The following is a 17,531-nucleotide window of genomic DNA, read 5'->3' as shown; positions in this document are numbered from 1 at the left end:
TCTATTCGTTTTCGTGTTTTTGTCCCATCAACATGAGGTATGATTTCAGAAATTGATCGATATCACCGTTCATTACAGCATCTACGTTTCCGGTTTCGGTCCCGGTACGGACATCTTTCACCAATTTGTAGGGATGCATCACATAGTTTCTTATCTGAGAACCCCATTCAATCTTCATTTTATTAGATTCTATTTCATTTCTAGCAGCCATTTTTTTGTCGAGTTCTATTTTGTAGAGTTCAGATTTCAACATTTCCATGGCTCGTTCTCTGTTGGCAAGCTGAGAACGTTCTATCTGACATATCACCACAATCCCAGTTGGCTTGTGAGTTAGTTGGACTTTGGTTTCCACTTTGTTTACATTCTGTCCACCAGCACCTCCCGAACGAGAAGTTTGCATTTCTATATCGGCAGGATTGATATCTATCTCTATTGTCTCATCTACCATCGGTGAGACATATACCGATACAAAACTTGTGTGTCGTTTTGCATTACTATCAAACGGCGAAATACGCACCAAGCGATGTACACCATTTTCGCCTTTCAACCATCCGAAAGCAAATTCTCCATCAATTTCCAGTGTTACTGTTTTTACACCTGCAACATCGCCAGCCTGAAAGTTGAGTTCGCGAACTTTATATCCATGACTTTCAGCCCACATCAAATACATACGCATCAACATACTTGCCCAGTCGCAAGATTCTGTACCACCAGCTCCGGCAGTGATTTGTAGAATCGCACCCAAATTATCTCCTTCATCCGAGAGCATGTTTTTGAATTCGATATTTTCTAATAGTTTAATAGTTTTGGAATAATGCTCCTGAACTTCTTCATCGCTCACTTCTCCTTCTTTGTTAAACTCAATTAGGACTTCCAAGTCATTAGCCGCTTGCTCTACAGATTCGTAATCTTCTATCCACTTCTTTATAGATCGTAATTCTTTCATAAACATCTCCGCTTTTTTTGGATCATCCCAAAAATCTGGCGAAGCTGTTTTTTCCTCGTCATTGGTTACCTGAATTCTTTTTTGTTCGATCTCTAAATAGGTATAGAGAGCTTGTATTCTTTTTTGGATATCTTTGTACTGGTCGATATTAAACATAACGACAAAGGTATAAAATCTTTCTGTTTTTTATAAACGCACTTTATATTTCCATTCTATAAATCTGAAAAAATTGTAGAGTTTATACTCAAGTAATAGACCATAGTCGACATTAGAGTCGTAATCGATGTGGACTGCATACAAGTTTGGATTGTAGGCATGGGGTTGTGCATGGCGATGGTTCCACGAATCCACATAGTACGTGTTTTTATTTTTATAGAAAGTGATAGAATAATAATTCTTCGGCATAGCGATGCTGCGTAAGTAGGTTTCGTATTCTGGATCAAAAACGATTATATCGTATTCTCCATCATCATTTGGTTCGAGAGCCAAGCGATTATTTTTTGTATTGTTTTCTGTAAGATAGTTATTGGTTGAGCATGCTAATAGGCAATAGCTGAATAATAGAAAGATTAATAATTTTTTCATCATACCAAATGTATTTTATTATTAAAAATAGTCTTTTTTGGTAGGATGGCAAAAAGAATGCTAAAAAATGATTTTCAGTAATGCTGGGAGATTTAAACGAGAATTCAGTTCGATTTTCTCGAACTGAATTCTCGTTTTAGAGTAAAATTACAAAAGTAGTAACTCATGAACGATGATTTCTGCATTTGTTCTTTTTACACCGTTAGCATCTTCGTAACTATTATAAGTTAACTTACCTTCGATCACCAACTCTTTACCTTTTGTAACATGTTGTTCTACAACTTCGGCCAATTTCCCCCAAACAACGAGTGAATGCCATTCGGTTTGGGTGATTTTTTCTCCTTGTTGATTGGTATAAGAATCGTTGGTTGCTAAACTAAATTTAGCCATTTTTCGATTATTAGCCATTTGCTTCACTTCTGGGGTGTTGCCTACATGGCCAATTAACTGGACTTTGTTTCTTAGACTTTTCATGGCGATAAAAAAAATGGTTATTGTTTGTCTAATATAAGAAATAAAATAACAAAAATCAATGTTTTATGAAAGATATTCTTTTTCTAATTCGATGAGTTGTTGGGCGAGATCTTTGGTTAATCCAACATGTGGGCGAGAGGTTTGCAAAGATGAGCTCCTAACGGCCGTTAGCCAACGAAAACGTTCGGGTTTTTCCATTTGGGCAATTGCACTTTCTTTGCATTCACCATGTCCGACTTTTCTGATTGCTTCTAGGTTTTTTTCTACTTCATCCAAGTCTAATTCATGTGAAAATGCATTGATTCTATCACGATTTAGCTGTATTCTAACTTCTAGAAAATCTGCTTTTTTACAGAAAACAATAACCCCAACATTTACAAATTCTTCTCTTTCTACCTTGGGAACTATTCGTAGGATTGCATACTCATATAAGTGATTGTCTGACATCGATAGCATGTTTTACAAAATTAGACGTATGGGCTAAACGGATCTTCAAGAAGTCTTTATAAACGGTTTTCATTTCTTCTTTGCTTTTTTCATCATCGCTTGTTTCTAACCATTCATAAGGCAATAAATCTACAATTTTGTCGATTACTTCTGGAGATAATTTACTCGAAAATTCATGGTCAATTCTTTCTAAATCAGATGCTTGTTTTAATAATACATGGTCCTTTATTTGTTCGAATTTGCTTAGTGCATGCTCTTCCCATCCGTACCATGAATGGTGAAAATAAAAAGAGGCACCATGGTCGATTAACCATAATTCTTTGTTCCACATCAATAAATTGGTGTTGCGGAAAGTGCGGTCAACATTCGTGATATAAGCGTCTAACCAAACAATTCTACTAGCCAAGTCTTCTTTTATTAGATTTACACTTGGATCATAGGTAATCGATCCTGATAAATAATGCAATCCTAAGTTTAGGCCTTGACTGAATTTTAGTAAATCTTGAATTTCTTCGTCAGCTTCTGTGCGGCCGAAGGCTTCGTCGAGTTCGGCAAAAACCAGCTCTGGAACTGGAAGCCCTAAATACCGAGCAATTTCGCCTCCCAACAATTCCGAAATCAACATTCGCGGTCCATGTCCTGCTCCTTTGAACTTCAACACATATTTGAACCCATCATCTGCATCGGCCAACGCAGGTAACGAGCCACCTTCTCGTAAAGGGGTAATATAGCGTTCTACATTTACCGTTCGTAATTCTATTGGTGTTTTCATTTCTTTTAGTTATTTTATGATAACTTTAATAAAGTAACTCTTATATAGGAATCATTTTTGAATAGCCAAAATTACCAAATTAAGAGAATGATTACTAAAATTACCCATAACATTCAAGAAATCTTATCCAATACATATCTCAAAACTGTTTTTATCTTATCAGTTGTGGGGATGTTTTTTCTGGTTGGGATAAATTATTTAATCGTGTTGTTTGCCAAGCCCTATGTCTCTTCTCAGGTCAATGAGTTGGGTGACGATGCCCGAGTGGCTGTTGTTTTAGGAACACGATTCAATAAAAATGGTGAACCGTCTGATTTATTAAAAGATCGTCTGGATGCAGGTATTCAATTGTTTAAGTCAAATAAAGTAGATTATCTTCTTTTGTCGGGTGAATCGTTAAGAAATAAGCTTTCTGAGGTCGATGTAATGGAAAAATATTGTGTAGAGAGAGGAGTGCCGGTAGAGAAAATTCTTGTCGATGGTGCAGCTTTGGATACCTATTCTACCGTTTATCGTACTAAATATATTTACGGCATCAAAAATCCGATATTTGTCACTCAAGAATATCATTTGAGTCGTACACTTTTTATTGGTCGAATGCTCAATATTTCTTGTACAGGTTACCCTGCAGATTTTCATACTTATACCGATTTACACAAAGATCGCGCACGAGAATTGGTTTCTAATGTTAAGGCAATTATGGATGTTTCTTTCAATAGGGTACCACCTTACGTTATCAAAGAAAGAAAACCTTTAGTGTTGTAGATCAAATTCTAGAGAGATAAATATTTTAGAGTTTGCATTTTATCTTCCTGTAGGATAAGTGAGATACAGAACTCAATTTATTATGCTTGTAGGATGAAAATAGCTGGACGTTTATGAAAATGTTCTTGATGATTTTTCCAATTTTTTACCAATCGAGTCGAAATATACTCTGAAGTTAAGGTAAGATCGCAAGCTACACAAAAAAGTGTATTACCATTTAAGAATTTTATCACATCGCTAATTAATTGTTGATTTCTATAAGGGGTTTCCATAAAAATCTGTGCCGTTCCGTGCAAGGCACTTTCTTTCTCTAAATGCTGTAATTTTTTCTTTCTTTCGTTCTTGTCTATTGGTAAATAGCCATGAAATGCAAACGATTGTCCATTCATACCAGATGCCATCAAAGCCAGTAGAATAGAGGATGGACCAACCAAGGGGACGACTGGGAAATTAACCTTATGTGCTTGTTTCACCAATAACGATCCAGGGTCGGCTACGGCGGGTAAACCAGCTTCGGAAATAATCCCAATGCTTTCTTTTCGATTAAGTAATCGATATATCGCCAATAAATCTTCGCCTTCGGTATGTTTATCGAGAATATGTATTTCTAGAGATGACTGTGATTTATTGGGGCAAATTTTTTTTATGAATTTTCGAGCAGATTTTTCATTTTCAACCACAAATAAATTTAACGCCTCTACAACTTCTGTGTTGTGCATCGGTAGTGATGCTTCGGGTGAAGCCTCGCCCAAAAGGTTAGGAATTAAATATAATTTGGGTTGATTCATGATTTCTTATCGGTTGATTATTTTTACTAATTCATCGGTTGCACGATCCAATAAATCATAAACTTCATCGAAATCTCTTTCAGTTCCGTAGTAAGGATCCGGAACATCTGTTTGTTCTTGAAAAGCTTCGGAAAGTATAAGTCTAATTTTGTCTTTTTCTTCTTGGGTTGTAGCTAGTTTTTGCAAATCAGCAAAATTATCTCTGTCCATTGCAAAAATCATATCAAAATCAGAAAACATAATGGGTACAAACTGTTGTGCTTGATGTTGAGATATGTCTATTCCATGTTTTTTAGCAACGGCAATGCTTCGTTGGTCAGGTTTTTTTCCTTCGTGCCATCGTGCCGTTCCAGAGGATTCTACTGTGTAGTTGTTGCCAAGTTTGTGTTGTAAAATACCTTCTGCCAAAGGCGAGCGACATATATTCCCAAGACAAACCATCATAATTTTCATAGTCAATTATTTTTTTGGTCTATACTGTTAACTTCTTATTGATTTCTTCGATGTATCCTTTGAAAATTTTATCGGTTTCTGATAAATTGGTTACCGTTTTGCAAGCATGTAAAACGGTAGCATGATCTCGATTACCGATTTTGTCACCAATGCTTTTTAGAGAAGCTTTGGTATGTATTTTTGCAAAATACATTGCCAAATGTCTAGCTTGTACCACATCTCTTTTGCGTGATCTTGATTGGATATCTTCGATCGGTATTTTGAAATAGTCGCAAACTGTTTTTTGGATATAATCGATCGAAATTTCCTTTTTGCTGTATTGGATGATGTTGGATAATGTGTCTTTCACCAAATCTAATGTAATCTCTTTTCGGTTGAAAGTCGATTGAGCAATGATCGAATTTAAGGTGCCTTCTAATTCTCGAACATTGGTTTCTACATTTTCTGCAATGTAATCTAATACAGTTTCTGGAATTTCTATTCCATCTTTTTCTACTTTTTGCTGGATGATATTTCTACGCGTTGATGCGTCTGGCATTTGCAGTTCTGCATTCAATCCCCACTTGAAACGCGAGATTAATCGAGGTTCCATTTCGGTTAGTGTAGCTGGTGATTTATCAGAGGTAAGGATAATTTGTTTACCTTTTTGTTGTAAATCATTGAAAATATGAAAGAAGGCTTCTTGAGTTTTTGCTTTTCCGGCCAAGAATTGGATGTCATCTATAATAAGCACATCAATCATTTGGTAGAAATGCACGAAGTCGTTCTGGCTTTTGTTGGCAACCGCGTTAATGAATTGCATGGTAAACTTTTCGGTCGAAACATATAGCACAGATTTGTCTGGATAAAGTTCTTTGATTTCTTGTCCGATTGCATGAACCAAGTGCGTTTTCCCTAAACCAACACCACCATAAATAAAGAACGGGTTGAAAGAAGTCCCGCCCGGACGCTTTGCAATGGCTTTACCTGCAGTTCTTGCTAAACGATTCGATTCACCTTCTATGAAATTATCAAAATTGTACCGATAATTTAGTTGAGAATCGATTTTTATTTTTTGCAAACCTGGTATCACAAAAGGGTTTAACACGTCGTTGCTCTCGATTTTTAGTGGAGCATCGATAAGGTTGGGTTTTACCTTTTCTTTGTTGATTGAAGGAATTTTTACCGTGTCTGGATTTTGTGGTTTATTACGCATATTGGTAACAATGCTGTAGACCAACTTTCCGTCAGGACCTAGAACTTTTAGCAAAGCACTTTTCAGCAAAGTGATATAGTTGTCTTCTAGCCATTCGTAGAAGAATTTACTTGGTACTTGAATAGTTAGGATATTTTCTACAAGCTTAACTGCTTTTGTAGGCAAAAACCATGTATCGAAAGCCTCTTTGTCGATATTGTCTTGAATATAAGAGAGACACTTTTCCCATACAATAATTGCATTATTATCCATTCTATTCGTTATAAAATTTTAGTTAAACAGTCTTAGTATTAGTATCTATTGATAATGAAGGGGTTGGTTTTTCATCATCTTTCGGAGCAAATATGTGGACAATTTTTTGATAAAAAAAATAGAGTCCAACTTGATAAAACAAAAAATATTTGGTATATAAAAAACAACAAAAACACCTTCTTATAGCCTCTAACTTCCTGTTGATAAGGCTTAACAAAAATAAGCAAAATATTTTACATTTACTTGACTGTTATTCTATATTGAATAATGCTTATAATTGATTGATAGACAAGTTTTAGAATGATTATTAAGCCTTTGTAAGGTTTTTGTAAAAATAATGTAAAGTAATGATTTGTAATTTGTAATGCGATTTAAGTGAAGTAAAGCTTTATGAAATGTTAAAATTTTTAACTTGTCATTATTACATAAATGAAAGTATTATTTATTCAAAAAAAATAATTTCATACCTTGCGCAAGAAAATAAACGATTATCATGAACTTGCTAAAAGAAAAAATAGATCAAACCATTGAAAACATACCCGACTTTCCGAGTGAAGGTATTCAGTACAAGGATATTTCTCCTTTGTTTTTAGATCCTGTTTTGTCGCGTGAAATTATTCAAGGGTTTACCGAAAAAGCCAAAGGAAAAGTAGATTTGGTTTGTGGTATAGAAAGCCGTGGTTTTTTATATGGTGTGCAAATTGCGCATGAGTTGAATATTCCTTTTGTAATGATACGTAAAGCAGGCAAATTACCTCCGCCTATTGTGGCACAAACCTATGAGCTAGAATACGGGTCAGCAACTATAGAACTAAAAGAGAATGTTATTCAACCCGGGATGCGAGTGATGATCCATGATGATGTTTTGGCAACAGGCGGGACCGCAGAAGCTGCAGCATGGTTGGTAGAAAAATGTGGAGGCGTAGTTACTCAATTTTCTTTTATCGCAGCATTGAATTATTTAGAAGGAGAGAAAAAACTAAAATCGTTTACAGAAGATATTGTTTGTCTTACATCGTATTGATTTTTTGTAATACAAATAATAACAGGTAGGGATATAAAAAAGTCTGAAATAATTCAGGCTTTTTTAGTTTTTCTTAGGTTATAGTAACCACAACAATGAACCAAAATCGTATACGCAAATATCTCTGAAAAAAATAACACAGAATTAGATTAAGTTTTTCTGATTAGATTGCATAAGTGATTACTAAGAATAGTCCTGACTTATTTATAAAAAGTCTTTGTTTAGAATACCTATCCACTACAATTGATAGCGCAATGAATTGATTTAATATAATGTACTATATGAGGTATATATCTTCTAAATAAAAAATTGTTAAAAACTGTATCATTCTAAAATTTACTGTATTTTAGGGAAGTGAATTTTGTTGTATATACATTCTATTGTTATGAAAAAATATATCCTAGGTATTTGCGTTTTAGTAAGTTGTGGTTTACAGGCTCAGAAAAAAGTAGGTGAATTGTTTCCTATTCAGTTAATAGAAAAATACAATCCACAATCCGATGCCACAATTGTGGTTCTCGCCCCATCATTGGCTTCGGATAATAGTTATGCTCCTATGTTGACCACTTCTCTTAAATATTACTTTACCGATGGTCTGGCTTTTCAGCAACAAGAAAACAAACCTAAAATAGAGGTTATTTATGTTGTAAATGCCCTTGCTCCCAACACTTCTCAACCTAGAAACTCTTGGGAAGCACCCTTTGTACAAGATAATAGAATGTACGACCCGACAGGGATGGTTTATCGAGCTTTGGGGGTGGATGTATTTCAGATGAAAACTTCCCATTTCGGTCAGCAATTAAGTTTATCATCACAGGAAGAAACACCAAGCTCTATAGTATACTTACTCGATAAAAACTATAAAATTTTGGCTATAGACAAAGATTACCGAGCACAAGGAGAGCACTTAAAACCCTTAGAAGATAAAATAAAAATACATTTAGGATTATTAAAAAATACTCGACCATCCAAACAAACACCGTTAAAAATAGGCGAGAAAGCACCTGATTTTCTGTTGGAGGATGTAGAAGATACTTCAGGTAGAGCTAGAAATCTTTCTTCCATCACCGATAAATTTAAGGTGATAACTTTTTATCCAGCTGCTTTTAGTGGAGAGGTAGTATCAGATTTTGCCAAAGTCAATCATACGGCTGGGATGAGTTGTGCAACTCAAATCCAACTCATCGATCATCATCCAGCGATGAAAGAAGTAGAGATGTATGCAATTTCGAGTTCGACGCCGGCTTTGCTTAAGTTGTGGAAAAAAGCACTGAAAACCGATCGGATTATTTATCTCAATGATGAAGATTATTCGATAGCGCGCTTATACAATGCCTACAACCCTCTAGGATACAGTAATAGAGCTACTTATATTTTATCCAAGGACAATACGGTTTTGTATGCCAATGATAATTTTACTTTTGAAGATGAAGAGAGATTTCCATCGATTTTAGAAGAATTGATTAAAAAGCATTCATAAGATGTTGATGGGAAAAATCCATATAAAAAATGCGATGTTTATTTTTGAACATCGCATTTTTTATAGAGTATCGAAATAGATTAGTTTTTAATCAATTTCTTGGTTGTGACTTCCTTATTCGTTGTGATTTTTAGGATATAAAGACCTTTCGAAAGTGAAGAAGTATCGAATTCTGCCCGATTAGCTTTTACTTTCAATTCGGCATTCATAACCGACTTTCCGGTTACGTCAGACACTTCAATTTTGATCGAATTTCCTAAGTTTTCATCTGCAAAATAAACCATGTCTTTGGCTGGATTCGGAAACATATAAAGACTAGATAGTTTATAGTTTGTCGTGTTCATCTTTTTGCAATCCAACACCTCTGCAGGTGGCATCTCGAACGAAGAAACTCCATCAACTCGAGAGTCGGAACTACCTTGACTTGCTCCATATCCTAAACCACGGCGAGCGAAGGCTTGCCAAATTTCACATTGGTTTTCTCCATTGTAGTTAGCAATGTCAGCAGCCAAAATTGCGTCACGACCATCTACAAAACCTGGGTTACACGGTTGGTTTTTCATTCCATCCATTACCAATTGTAGAGAAATATTATTTCCTTTATCACCGTTGTAAATGTCTGGCGAGAAACCATACTTGTCTATCAATTTCCATGTCATATCCCAAAGCATAGTTGCCCAAACGTAACCAGTTCTATGTGGTGATTCGTTTGAGGAGTCTCCATAAGTTTTTAGATTATCGTACGTTGCAGGGTTTACGCTCATGTCTGTGCTATAAGCTGTAGGTCGGATTCCTCTTCCTGTTGTAGGCTGATCAGTTACATATGTCCCAATTCCACGGGCATCCGTACCTTTGTCTTCTGGTTGCATCGTGAGGATATATCCAAAGAAATCACTCCATCCTTCACCCATTTGTTCCTTGTTGCGTAAACAAGCACTCGTGGTAAGTGGGCCAGTTAAACGAGTAGAGATTCCGTGTCCGTACTCGTGTGCGATAACGCCATTATCCAAGGAACCATCATAATAAGGGGTGTCGCTAGCGTTTAGGCTTCCTGTTACTGTTATGTTTGAGTTTAATTTTGATTTGATTTTATCACCTAGCTCTTTTGTTATCATCACCGAAGGAATCGTTATAGAGCTATCTGTTCCGCCCATTGCGATAGGGGCACCATTATCATTGTTTACGACGATAACACCTTTTGCACCTGCGTCTTGTGCATTTTTCACCTTCGTTACAAAATTACAATTTCCACGAGTAATGATGGCAATGTTGTTGTTGATTTCAGCTGCATTGGTTGGTGTGCTACAGCCTTCGTTCGTTCCGTCGGTGGTTTTTACTAAGATAAAATTAGCATTGATCTGATCATCTATTTTATTGCCAAACTGAGCTTCTTTTGCAGTGTAATCACCAGCAATATCAGAAGGTGAGAAAATGCTTACCAAATTTTCTGTATAATTTGTTGGTGGATTCCAAAGATACATAGCCATGCGAGCAATATACCCGTCGGGTAAGGTTGCGAAGGTTGCGTTATTCAGAACTCCTTCATTAAAACGTGTCTGTGCAAGAGCAATTACCTCATCATTTCCGGTTCCTCCATTACCAAAATTAGATTTCTGGAAATTTCCACTTTTTTCATCAAAACCATAATTGTACATAATGTCGTGCATCATGTTGTTCGTGTAGAAAAGATTTACTGTAGCGGCTTCTTTAGATTTGAAAGGATGTTTCCCGAACTGATAATCGTAGCTGAAATCATAATCTCCATTTTTACTGTAAACTTTTCCATCCAAGGTTACAGAGGCACCTGAATAGGTGTTGTATCCAGTAGAATTGTGGTCGTATGCAGCACGAACATTGTTGCCGTAGGTAGCATCTTCTTCTTTATTGCCGTATTTATGCCAACCTTCCGGTGAAGCAGTAACATTGGCAACGGTAGAAAAGTTTACGGTTTGTGCATTCCCATGTGAAGGTGACTCGTAGGGTAAAGGAAAAACTTTATATTGTGGGTTGTTTTCTGACGTAGAAAAAGCTTCTTTTAACCAGTCGAATGACGGACGTTTTTCGGCAATTCTTGTTGTGTTTTGATGAAAGTCTGGATGAAAATCACACGACAAAGTAGAGTTGTGTAAATCTAATATTTCTCCAGAATGCGCATCGAGCAAAGCTATGTACACATCATTTTCGTTAACCGTTTTTACAGCAACCATAAACTCTTTTACTAAATGATATTGGTTTTTCTGATCTAAGAAATAATACAATTTTACTTCATGTTGATCAACTGGAAAAACGCCAGTTTCTGTACTCTTTTTTGTATTCTCTTTTACGGAAACTCCGAAATGAGAAGCTAACTTGTCTAATAATACAACATCGGTTAGAGAGCTTTTTTGTGCAGGAAAAGGTTTGTTCAGCTGGGTATCTACCATACCTGCAAAATGTATCACTTGGTTGTTTTGTACCAAGAAATTTCCGTACGCATTGTAAATTGGGATTCCGTTATGTTCATATTGTATATATACACGTTCGGTAGAATTTTTTTCATTCGGAATAGTTTCTACAACTTGATATTGAATAGAGCTACTTGCTTGGGATAATTGATTTTGATGCAAATATTGATCAATTAAGTTTCGATGATCTTGTGCTAAAGAGATTTGGCTCATCAATACGATTGTAGACAGTAGTAGAAATTTTTTCTTCATTTTAAATATGTGTTAATTTTTTAGCGCTAAAAATAAACTTTTTAACCTTGAGAAAAAAACTTTTTCTGTCGATTTTTTCATTAAGTTGATAATTTTATTTGGCTTTATTTAGGGAAAATGTGAATTATTTAGAATTGTATTTAGAATTTTTTATCCAAACGTATGGAAGTCGTATATAAAAAAAGAAAGATTTTTCTGCAATATATTCTCATATCAAGTGGATGTAATGGTAAATAAATATTATTTTTTACGAAATTGTTTTTTAATACTAATTTCAAGTATAGAATTTACTCCGCTTGATGATAATAAAGTTTATTAACCAAATTAACTACTATACAGCAGTAGAAGTAGTACTTTCTTTATAATTAATTATAAAAAATGTAATTAGTTTATTATCAAACTGATGATTATATTTAATTAAATTAAAAAAAAATAAGTGTATTTCTGTAATAATATAGAACTATGGGAATAGTAGAAGTTTTGAAAAAGCGAAAAGAAGAGTTAGCGATAAAGAATACAGCAGAAGGAAATGCTTTTGAGCACAATTTTCAGAAGATCTTAGTGTGAAAAAAGAAGAAAATGGATTGCTGGTAAAAGTTGATAAAATGGGTACAGGTGTAATCCCAAATGCAACGAGCAAAGTGTTGTGTCATTACCACGGAACTACAATTCATGGTGAGGTTTTCGATAGTTCGGTCAATAGAAATAAACCTGCTTCTTTCTCGCTCGATAAAGTAATCAAAGGTTGGAGACAAGCCCTGACACAGATGCTAGTCGGGAGTAAATGGACGCTTGTTTTGCCCCCAGAGTTGGCGTACGGAAATCAAGAACTCAATCAATATATTGGCCCGCAATCTACCTTGGTTTTTCAGGTAGAATTAATTGCGATACTCGATGAATAATATTTTGAGTGAAATGAAATCTAAAAATTCCGAAGGTTTTCCACAATCGCTTAAAAAATTCCTAACGAATATTCCTGAACAAAATCCTTTAGAATTAAATAACCTACCAGCGAATTGCCGTGCTCATCTAGAGAAGGGTTGTATACTGCAATTCCTATTTTGTTGGGAACCGTAGCAATAATTCCGCCACCAACCCCCGATTTACTTGGCAAAGCAATCGTGCGAGCATATTCGCCGCTAAACTCGTACATACCAGCCGTGAGCATTTGTGCTTGTATCAATTGCATGAGTTCTTTGTTGTAGTGTGTTTTATCTCCGTCGTATCTCGTTCCTTGATTGGCAATGAAATAAGCTATTTTTGATAAATCTTCCACATCAATTTCTATCGAACATTGACGGAAATAATTGTTCAGTACTTCTTCTTCTTTTTCGATCATACCATAATTTTTCATTAAATAAAACATACCACGATTTCGGTATCCAGTAGCTTTTTCAGATTCGTAAATAGTCGGATTAATATCTATTTTCGGATTATTGGTAATGTATCGAATTCTAGCCAATATTTTCTGATAAGGTTCGTCTGCGTCTCCTGCTATCAGAGAGGTTGTGTAGATGGCCCCTGCATTCATCATCGGATTGAGTGGACGACCGTTGTGGTCTAAATTGGCAAAATAGTTGAAAGGATGATGGGTCCCATAATAGCCCATTTGTGTAAAAACCTTTTCTTCGCCATTTTCTTCTACTGCCAACATCAAAGCAATTAATTTAGAAATACTTTGGATTGTAAATTTCTGTTTATTATCACCAACACTCCATGTTTCACCGTTTTCGTTTGTGATAGAAAATGCAACAGCTTTTGGGTTGGCTTTGCCTAATTCTGGAATATAATCTGCTACTTTGCCTTGCGTAAAAGCGAGTTTATGTTTATTGACTAAATGCAGCATTACTTTTTTATCGATTATTTTGTTCTGTCCGCAAACAATCGTCGATGGTGTAGACAGAATATAAAAGATAGCAATACTGAGAAAAGATATCGTTTTATACATTTCGAAATAGAATTATAGTTTTGGATGGAAACAAATCCAATTAAGAAACCAAAGATAAGGATTCGAGTTTGGATCTCTACTAGGACCAATAAAAAAAGCACGAAGAAAGACTTCGTGCTGTTGATATGAATGGTTTTTATTATAAAAAAATTATTTTCCTAAAATCCAAGCAAAAACCAATGGAGCAACGATAGTCGCATCCGACTCAATGATGAATTTTGGCGTATCTACATCTAGTTTCCCCCATGTAATTTTTTCATTTGGCACGGCTCCGGAATATGAGCCGTATGAGGTAGTAGAATCAGAGATTTGGCAGAAATAAGACCAGAAAGGCACATCTGTCCATTCTAGATCTTGGTACATCATCGGGACAACACATATCGGAAAATCTCCAGAAATACCCCCTCCAATTTGGAAGAATCCTACACCTTTCCCGTCAGAGTTTGCCCGATACCATTCGGTTAAGTACACCATGTATTCGATACCAGATTTCACTGTAGAAGCTTTCAGATTTCCTTTGATAACATTCGAAGCAAAAATATTTCCGGTGGTAGAATCTTCCCAACCAGGACATACAATTGGTAAGTTTTTCTCTGCTGCAGCAACAATCCAAGAGTCCTTAGGGTCGATTTCATAATACTGCTCTAAAACTCCAGAATTTACTACTTGGTATAGGAATTCGTGTGGTAAATAACGCTCTCCTTTTTCTTCCGCTGCATGCCAAACATCTTCCAAGTGTTTTTGTAAACGACGGAACGCTTCTTCTTCTGGGATACAGGTGTCAGTTACACGATTGAAGTGTGAGTCTAATAATTCACGCTCTTGCTCTGGTGTAAGATCACGATAATTCGGGATTCTTTTGTAGTGTGAGTGTGCAACCAAATTCATAACATCTTCTTCTAAGTTGGCACCTGTACAAGAGATAATATGTACTTTATCTTGACGAATCATTTCGGCCAAAGAAATACCTAGTTCTGCAGTAGACATCGCTCCACCTAATGAAATTAGCATTTTGCCACCTTCTAATAAATGTTGTTCATACCCTTTTGCAGCATCCATCAGGGCAGCTGCATTAAAGTGTCTATAGTTATGTTCTATAAACTGACTGATTGGTCCTTTTGTCATTTTTAGTTTTTTTTAATAAAAATTTTATTCTTCGATTAATCGGTAACCTAATTTTTTTAGTACGCTTTGGTAGTCTTGTTCTTGATAGAAAACCTCTACCTGATAGTTTTCATCGATCAAAATATATTTTGGCTGAGGGATCAGGCAATGATGCACTCCATCAAAACCCGAAATGTTGTCTTGATACGCACCCGTGTTGAAGAAGCCAATGTACAGAGGTTTTGCCGAGTCGTATTTTGGTAAATAAATCGCGTTTACGTGTTGTTCTGAGTTGTAATAATCGTCCGAATCACAAGTTAATCCTCCTAACAAAACGCGTTCATACGTATCATACCAGCGGTTGAGTGGTAGCATCACAAAACGTTTAGAGATTGCCCAAGCGTCTGGTAGGGTAGTCATGAAAGAAGAATCAATCATGTCCCAATATTCTTTGTCGTTTTGTTTCTTTTGGTACAATACTTTATAAATCATTCCGCCACTTTCTCCAACTGTGAAGCTGCCAAATTCGGTAAATATATTTGGGACAGGGATTCCTTCTTCGTCACAGAATTTCTTGATCTGACCCAAAATTTCTTCGGCCATATAAGCATAGTCATATTCGAAGGTTAGAGAGTTTTTAATAGGAAAACCTCCTCCGATATTTAGGCTATCAAGTTCTGGGCAAACTTTTTTCAGGTTTACATAGACACGTAAACATTTCACCAACTCGTTCCAATAATAAGAGTTGTCTTTGATACCGGTGTTGATAAAGAAATGAAGCATTTTTACTTTGATGCGTTCATTGGGTTTCACCATATTGTTGTAAAAAGGCACAATATCTTTATAGCCAATCCCTAGTCGAGATGTATAAAACTCAAACTTAGGTTCTTCTTCAGAGGCAATTCGGATCCCAATTTCAAAATCTCCTTCTATGGCATCCGAAAAAAGTTCAACTTCCTCGTAGTTGTCGATAACTGTTATGGTTTTTCGGTGTCCATTATTGATTAGTCGAGCAATGTTTTCTACATATTCTTCTCGCTTGAATCCGTTACAAATCACGTACTGATCGTGGTTCATCAGCCCTTCATTCAGGAGGCTTTCTACGATATTGATGTCGTATGCAGACGAAGTTTCGATATGGATATCATTTTTTAGTGCTTCTTTTATAATATGACGAAAGTGCGAACTTTTGGTGCAATAACAATAGTTATAGGTTCCTTGATAGTTTAATTTTTTGCGCGCATCATTGAACCATGATTTAGCTCGCTGGATGTTTTGCGAAATTTTGGGCAAATAAGTAAACTTTAGTGGAGTGCCATGTTCCTCTATCAATTTCATTAAATCAATACCATTGAAATGTAGATTTTCTCCTACCAAATCAAATTCTTCCTGCGGAAAATCAAAAGATTGTGTAATGAGATCGATGTATTTTGTTTTCATTTTTTTTGTTGTTAAAAGTTATAAAGATGTAATTACGAATAGTTTTTGATTTTTAGATGCTTATTCTTTAAACCCTCAATGCATAAAATACACCATTGTACATATAACCAGATTGTTTTATCAATTTAAAAAATGTGTTTTTAGGTTACTAATCTTTTATTATAAAAATGTTTGTTTTCCATTAAACAATGCTATGCAAATATACACGAATTATCCAAGTCTTATGTAGATTCTAGATGTGTTTAAGTTTTTCTTAATAAATTATTTTTATTAATTTGTAATCTCTGAAAAATCAAATCTTTGGCAGGATGTTTATAAATTTATCAATTCGATAAGAAGTCAGTCGTTGATTTGTTGTATTTTTGAAGTCGTTTTCAGAATAAATTATGGGGAAAATAATTGCTATTGCTAACCAAAAAGGAGGAGTAGGGAAAACCACAACAGCCGTAAATTTAGCTGCTTCTCTTGGGGTATTAGAAAAGAAAGTATTGTTAATAGATGCCGATCCACAGGCCAACGCAACTTCTGCTTTGGGTATAGATCCTGAAACTGTAGAGCGAGGTACTTATGAGGTGTTAGAGAATCAAGTTTTGGCCTCGGAAGTTATTCTACAAACCGAAACACCCAATTTAGACCTTATTCCGGCTCATGTAGATTTGGTGGCAGCAGAAATAGAAATCGTCGACTACGAAGAGCGTGAATATATGTTGCGCAGTGCATTGCAAGAAATCAAAAATCGATACGATTATATTATTATCGATTGTGCACCATCATTGGGCCTAATCACGCTCAATGCACTTACGGCTGCCGACTCGGTAATTGTACCAATCCAATGCGAATATTTTGCGTTAGAAGGTTTAGGGAAGCTACTCAATACCATAAAAGGAGTTCAACAGTATCACAACAAAGAATTGGATATCGAAGGATTATTGCTCACGATGTATGATTCTCGTCTGCGTTTATCAAACCAAGTGGTAGATGAGGTCAACAATCATTTTCCACAAATGGTTTTCAAGACGATAATTCAACGAAATGTGCGTTTATCAGAAGCACCAAGTTTTGGTGAGACAATTATTCAGTACGATGCAGATAGTAAAGGTGCAGAAAATTATTTAAATTTAGCCCGTGAGTTTTTAATCAATAATAACGACACAGAGTAATC

The 17,531-nt window shown here is 35.6% G+C and carries 17 protein-coding genes; 5 read left to right on the top strand and 12 right to left on the bottom strand.

What is annotated here, in order from left to right; translation table 11 throughout:
* Window position 1: 1 nt before the first annotated feature.
* From prfB to HMPREF2660_RS07580, 5 genes are all read right to left on the bottom strand, one after another.
* Window positions 2-1,102: a peptide chain release factor 2 gene (gene prfB / locus HMPREF2660_RS07600; protein WP_070486454.1), complete on the bottom strand. Its 1,101-nt coding sequence runs from the start codon at window positions 1,100-1,102 to the stop codon at window positions 2-4.
* A 30-nt stretch (window positions 1,103-1,132) separates the two neighbouring features.
* The gene (locus tag HMPREF2660_RS07595; RefSeq protein WP_255356437.1) at window positions 1,133-1,534 is read right to left on the bottom strand and encodes a DUF6146 family protein; all 402 of its coding nucleotides are present in this window, start codon (window positions 1,532-1,534) and stop codon (window positions 1,133-1,135) included.
* Between the two features lie 144 nt (window positions 1,535-1,678).
* On the bottom strand, window positions 1,679-2,005 hold the full coding sequence (locus HMPREF2660_RS07590) for a single-stranded DNA-binding protein (protein WP_013597132.1): 327 nt from the start codon (window positions 2,003-2,005) through the stop codon (window positions 1,679-1,681).
* A gap of 63 nt (window positions 2,006-2,068) precedes the next feature.
* A complete protein-coding gene (locus tag HMPREF2660_RS07585) occupies window positions 2,069-2,452 on the bottom strand; it encodes a DUF3037 domain-containing protein (RefSeq protein ID WP_013597131.1) in 384 nt (127 codons plus the stop codon).
* Window positions 2,430-3,224: a HipA family kinase gene (locus tag HMPREF2660_RS07580; protein WP_013597130.1), complete on the bottom strand. Its 795-nt coding sequence runs from the start codon at window positions 3,222-3,224 to the stop codon at window positions 2,430-2,432. Before HMPREF2660_RS07580 ends, HMPREF2660_RS07585 begins: the two co-directional genes overlap by 23 nt.
* A gap of 87 nt (window positions 3,225-3,311) precedes the next feature.
* Between HMPREF2660_RS07580 and HMPREF2660_RS07575 the strand changes: the two genes are divergently transcribed.
* Entirely contained in the window at window positions 3,312-3,989 is a 678-nt protein-coding gene (locus HMPREF2660_RS07575) for a SanA/YdcF family protein (protein WP_070486451.1), read from the top strand.
* 80 nt (window positions 3,990-4,069) lie between these two features.
* Here HMPREF2660_RS07575 and HMPREF2660_RS07570 read toward each other — a convergent pair whose 3' ends face one another.
* From HMPREF2660_RS07570 to dnaA, 3 genes are read right to left on the bottom strand one after another with little or no spacing between them, the layout of a single operon-like run.
* Complete coding sequence (locus tag HMPREF2660_RS07570; RefSeq protein WP_013597128.1) at window positions 4,070-4,777, bottom strand: SAM-dependent methyltransferase; 708 nt, start codon at window positions 4,775-4,777, stop codon at window positions 4,070-4,072.
* A 6-nt stretch (window positions 4,778-4,783) separates the two neighbouring features.
* Complete coding sequence (locus HMPREF2660_RS07565) at window positions 4,784-5,230, bottom strand: low molecular weight protein-tyrosine-phosphatase (RefSeq protein WP_013597127.1); 447 nt, start codon at window positions 5,228-5,230, stop codon at window positions 4,784-4,786.
* Window positions 5,231-5,249: 19 nt separating this feature from the next.
* Window positions 5,250-6,677 (bottom strand): chromosomal replication initiator protein DnaA, encoded by a 1,428-nt coding sequence (gene dnaA / locus HMPREF2660_RS07560; RefSeq protein WP_013597126.1) that lies wholly within the window; start codon window positions 6,675-6,677, stop codon window positions 5,250-5,252.
* Window positions 6,678-7,170: 493 nt separating this feature from the next.
* Between dnaA and HMPREF2660_RS07555 the strand changes: the two genes are divergently transcribed.
* The gene (locus HMPREF2660_RS07555; protein WP_013599166.1) at window positions 7,171-7,701 is read left to right on the top strand and encodes an adenine phosphoribosyltransferase; all 531 of its coding nucleotides are present in this window, start codon (window positions 7,171-7,173) and stop codon (window positions 7,699-7,701) included.
* Between the two features lie 385 nt (window positions 7,702-8,086).
* On the top strand, window positions 8,087-9,181 hold the full coding sequence (locus HMPREF2660_RS07550) for a redoxin domain-containing protein (RefSeq protein ID WP_013599165.1): 1,095 nt from the start codon (window positions 8,087-8,089) through the stop codon (window positions 9,179-9,181).
* A gap of 80 nt (window positions 9,182-9,261) precedes the next feature.
* Here the strand turns inward: HMPREF2660_RS07550 and HMPREF2660_RS07545 are convergent, their stop codons facing one another.
* Window positions 9,262-11,877 (bottom strand): T9SS-dependent M36 family metallopeptidase, encoded by a 2,616-nt coding sequence (locus HMPREF2660_RS07545; RefSeq protein WP_070486447.1) that lies wholly within the window; start codon window positions 11,875-11,877, stop codon window positions 9,262-9,264.
* A 563-nt stretch (window positions 11,878-12,440) separates the two neighbouring features.
* On the opposite strand from HMPREF2660_RS07545, the gene HMPREF2660_RS07540 reads away from it, so the two are divergent.
* Complete coding sequence (locus HMPREF2660_RS07540; RefSeq protein WP_070486446.1) at window positions 12,441-12,779, top strand: FKBP-type peptidyl-prolyl cis-trans isomerase; 339 nt, start codon at window positions 12,441-12,443, stop codon at window positions 12,777-12,779.
* Between the two features lie 50 nt (window positions 12,780-12,829).
* Here HMPREF2660_RS07540 and glsA read toward each other — a convergent pair whose 3' ends face one another.
* The 3 genes from glsA to HMPREF2660_RS07525 form a co-directional block, all read right to left on the bottom strand.
* Window positions 12,830-13,825: a glutaminase A gene (gene glsA / locus HMPREF2660_RS07535; RefSeq protein WP_013599163.1), complete on the bottom strand. Its 996-nt coding sequence runs from the start codon at window positions 13,823-13,825 to the stop codon at window positions 12,830-12,832.
* A gap of 150 nt (window positions 13,826-13,975) precedes the next feature.
* Window positions 13,976-14,950 carry a deoxyhypusine synthase family protein gene (locus HMPREF2660_RS07530; RefSeq protein ID WP_070486444.1) on the bottom strand — a complete coding sequence of 325 codons (975 nt, stop codon included), beginning with the start codon at window positions 14,948-14,950 and terminating at the stop codon, window positions 13,976-13,978.
* A 24-nt stretch (window positions 14,951-14,974) separates the two neighbouring features.
* Window positions 14,975-16,369, bottom strand: coding sequence for a type III PLP-dependent enzyme domain-containing protein (locus tag HMPREF2660_RS07525; protein WP_013599161.1), 1,395 nt, complete (start codon window positions 16,367-16,369; stop codon window positions 14,975-14,977).
* Window positions 16,370-16,755: 386 nt separating this feature from the next.
* Here HMPREF2660_RS07525 and HMPREF2660_RS07520 point away from each other — a divergent pair, with 386 nt between their 5' ends.
* Window positions 16,756-17,529: a ParA family protein gene (locus tag HMPREF2660_RS07520; RefSeq protein ID WP_070486442.1), complete on the top strand. Its 774-nt coding sequence runs from the start codon at window positions 16,756-16,758 to the stop codon at window positions 17,527-17,529.
* Window positions 17,530-17,531: the final 2 nt, after the last annotated feature.

The organism is Weeksella sp. HMSC059D05 (assembly GCF_001809725.1).
Classification (GTDB): domain Bacteria; phylum Bacteroidota; class Bacteroidia; order Flavobacteriales; family Weeksellaceae; genus Weeksella; species Weeksella virosa.
Note: the sequence above shows the minus strand (reverse complement) of the source record. Positions and strands in the feature narration are given on the sequence as shown.

Excerpts from the sequence above, each read along its gene's own strand:
- HMPREF2660_RS07550 (WP_013599165.1), top strand. The coding sequence starts at position 8,087 with ATGAAAAAATATATCCTAGGTATTTGCGTTTTAGTAAGTTGTGGTTTA.
- HMPREF2660_RS07525 (WP_013599161.1), bottom strand. The coding sequence starts at position 16,369 with ATGAAAACAAAATACATCGATCTCATTACACAATCTTTTGATTTTCCG.
- dnaA (WP_013597126.1), bottom strand. The coding sequence starts at position 6,677 with ATGGATAATAATGCAATTATTGTATGGGAAAAGTGTCTCTCTTATATT.
- HMPREF2660_RS07520 (WP_070486442.1), top strand. The coding sequence starts at position 16,756 with ATGGGGAAAATAATTGCTATTGCTAACCAAAAAGGAGGAGTAGGGAAA.
- HMPREF2660_RS07590 (WP_013597132.1), bottom strand. The coding sequence starts at position 2,005 with ATGAAAAGTCTAAGAAACAAAGTCCAGTTAATTGGCCATGTAGGCAAC.
- glsA (WP_013599163.1), bottom strand. The coding sequence starts at position 13,825 with ATGTATAAAACGATATCTTTTCTCAGTATTGCTATCTTTTATATTCTG.
- HMPREF2660_RS07530 (WP_070486444.1), bottom strand. The coding sequence starts at position 14,950 with ATGACAAAAGGACCAATCAGTCAGTTTATAGAACATAACTATAGACAC.
- HMPREF2660_RS07565 (WP_013597127.1), bottom strand. The coding sequence starts at position 5,230 with ATGAAAATTATGATGGTTTGTCTTGGGAATATATGTCGCTCGCCTTTG.
- HMPREF2660_RS07595 (WP_255356437.1), bottom strand. The coding sequence starts at position 1,534 with ATGATGAAAAAATTATTAATCTTTCTATTATTCAGCTATTGCCTATTA.
- HMPREF2660_RS07580 (WP_013597130.1), bottom strand. The coding sequence starts at position 3,224 with ATGAAAACACCAATAGAATTACGAACGGTAAATGTAGAACGCTATATT.
- prfB (WP_070486454.1), bottom strand. The coding sequence starts at position 1,102 with ATGTTTAATATCGACCAGTACAAAGATATCCAAAAAAGAATACAAGCT.
- HMPREF2660_RS07555 (WP_013599166.1), top strand. The coding sequence starts at position 7,171 with ATGAACTTGCTAAAAGAAAAAATAGATCAAACCATTGAAAACATACCC.
- HMPREF2660_RS07575 (WP_070486451.1), top strand. The coding sequence starts at position 3,312 with ATGATTACTAAAATTACCCATAACATTCAAGAAATCTTATCCAATACA.
- HMPREF2660_RS07570 (WP_013597128.1), bottom strand. The coding sequence starts at position 4,777 with ATGAATCAACCCAAATTATATTTAATTCCTAACCTTTTGGGCGAGGCT.
- HMPREF2660_RS07545 (WP_070486447.1), bottom strand. The coding sequence starts at position 11,877 with ATGAAGAAAAAATTTCTACTACTGTCTACAATCGTATTGATGAGCCAA.
- HMPREF2660_RS07585 (WP_013597131.1), bottom strand. The coding sequence starts at position 2,452 with ATGTCAGACAATCACTTATATGAGTATGCAATCCTACGAATAGTTCCC.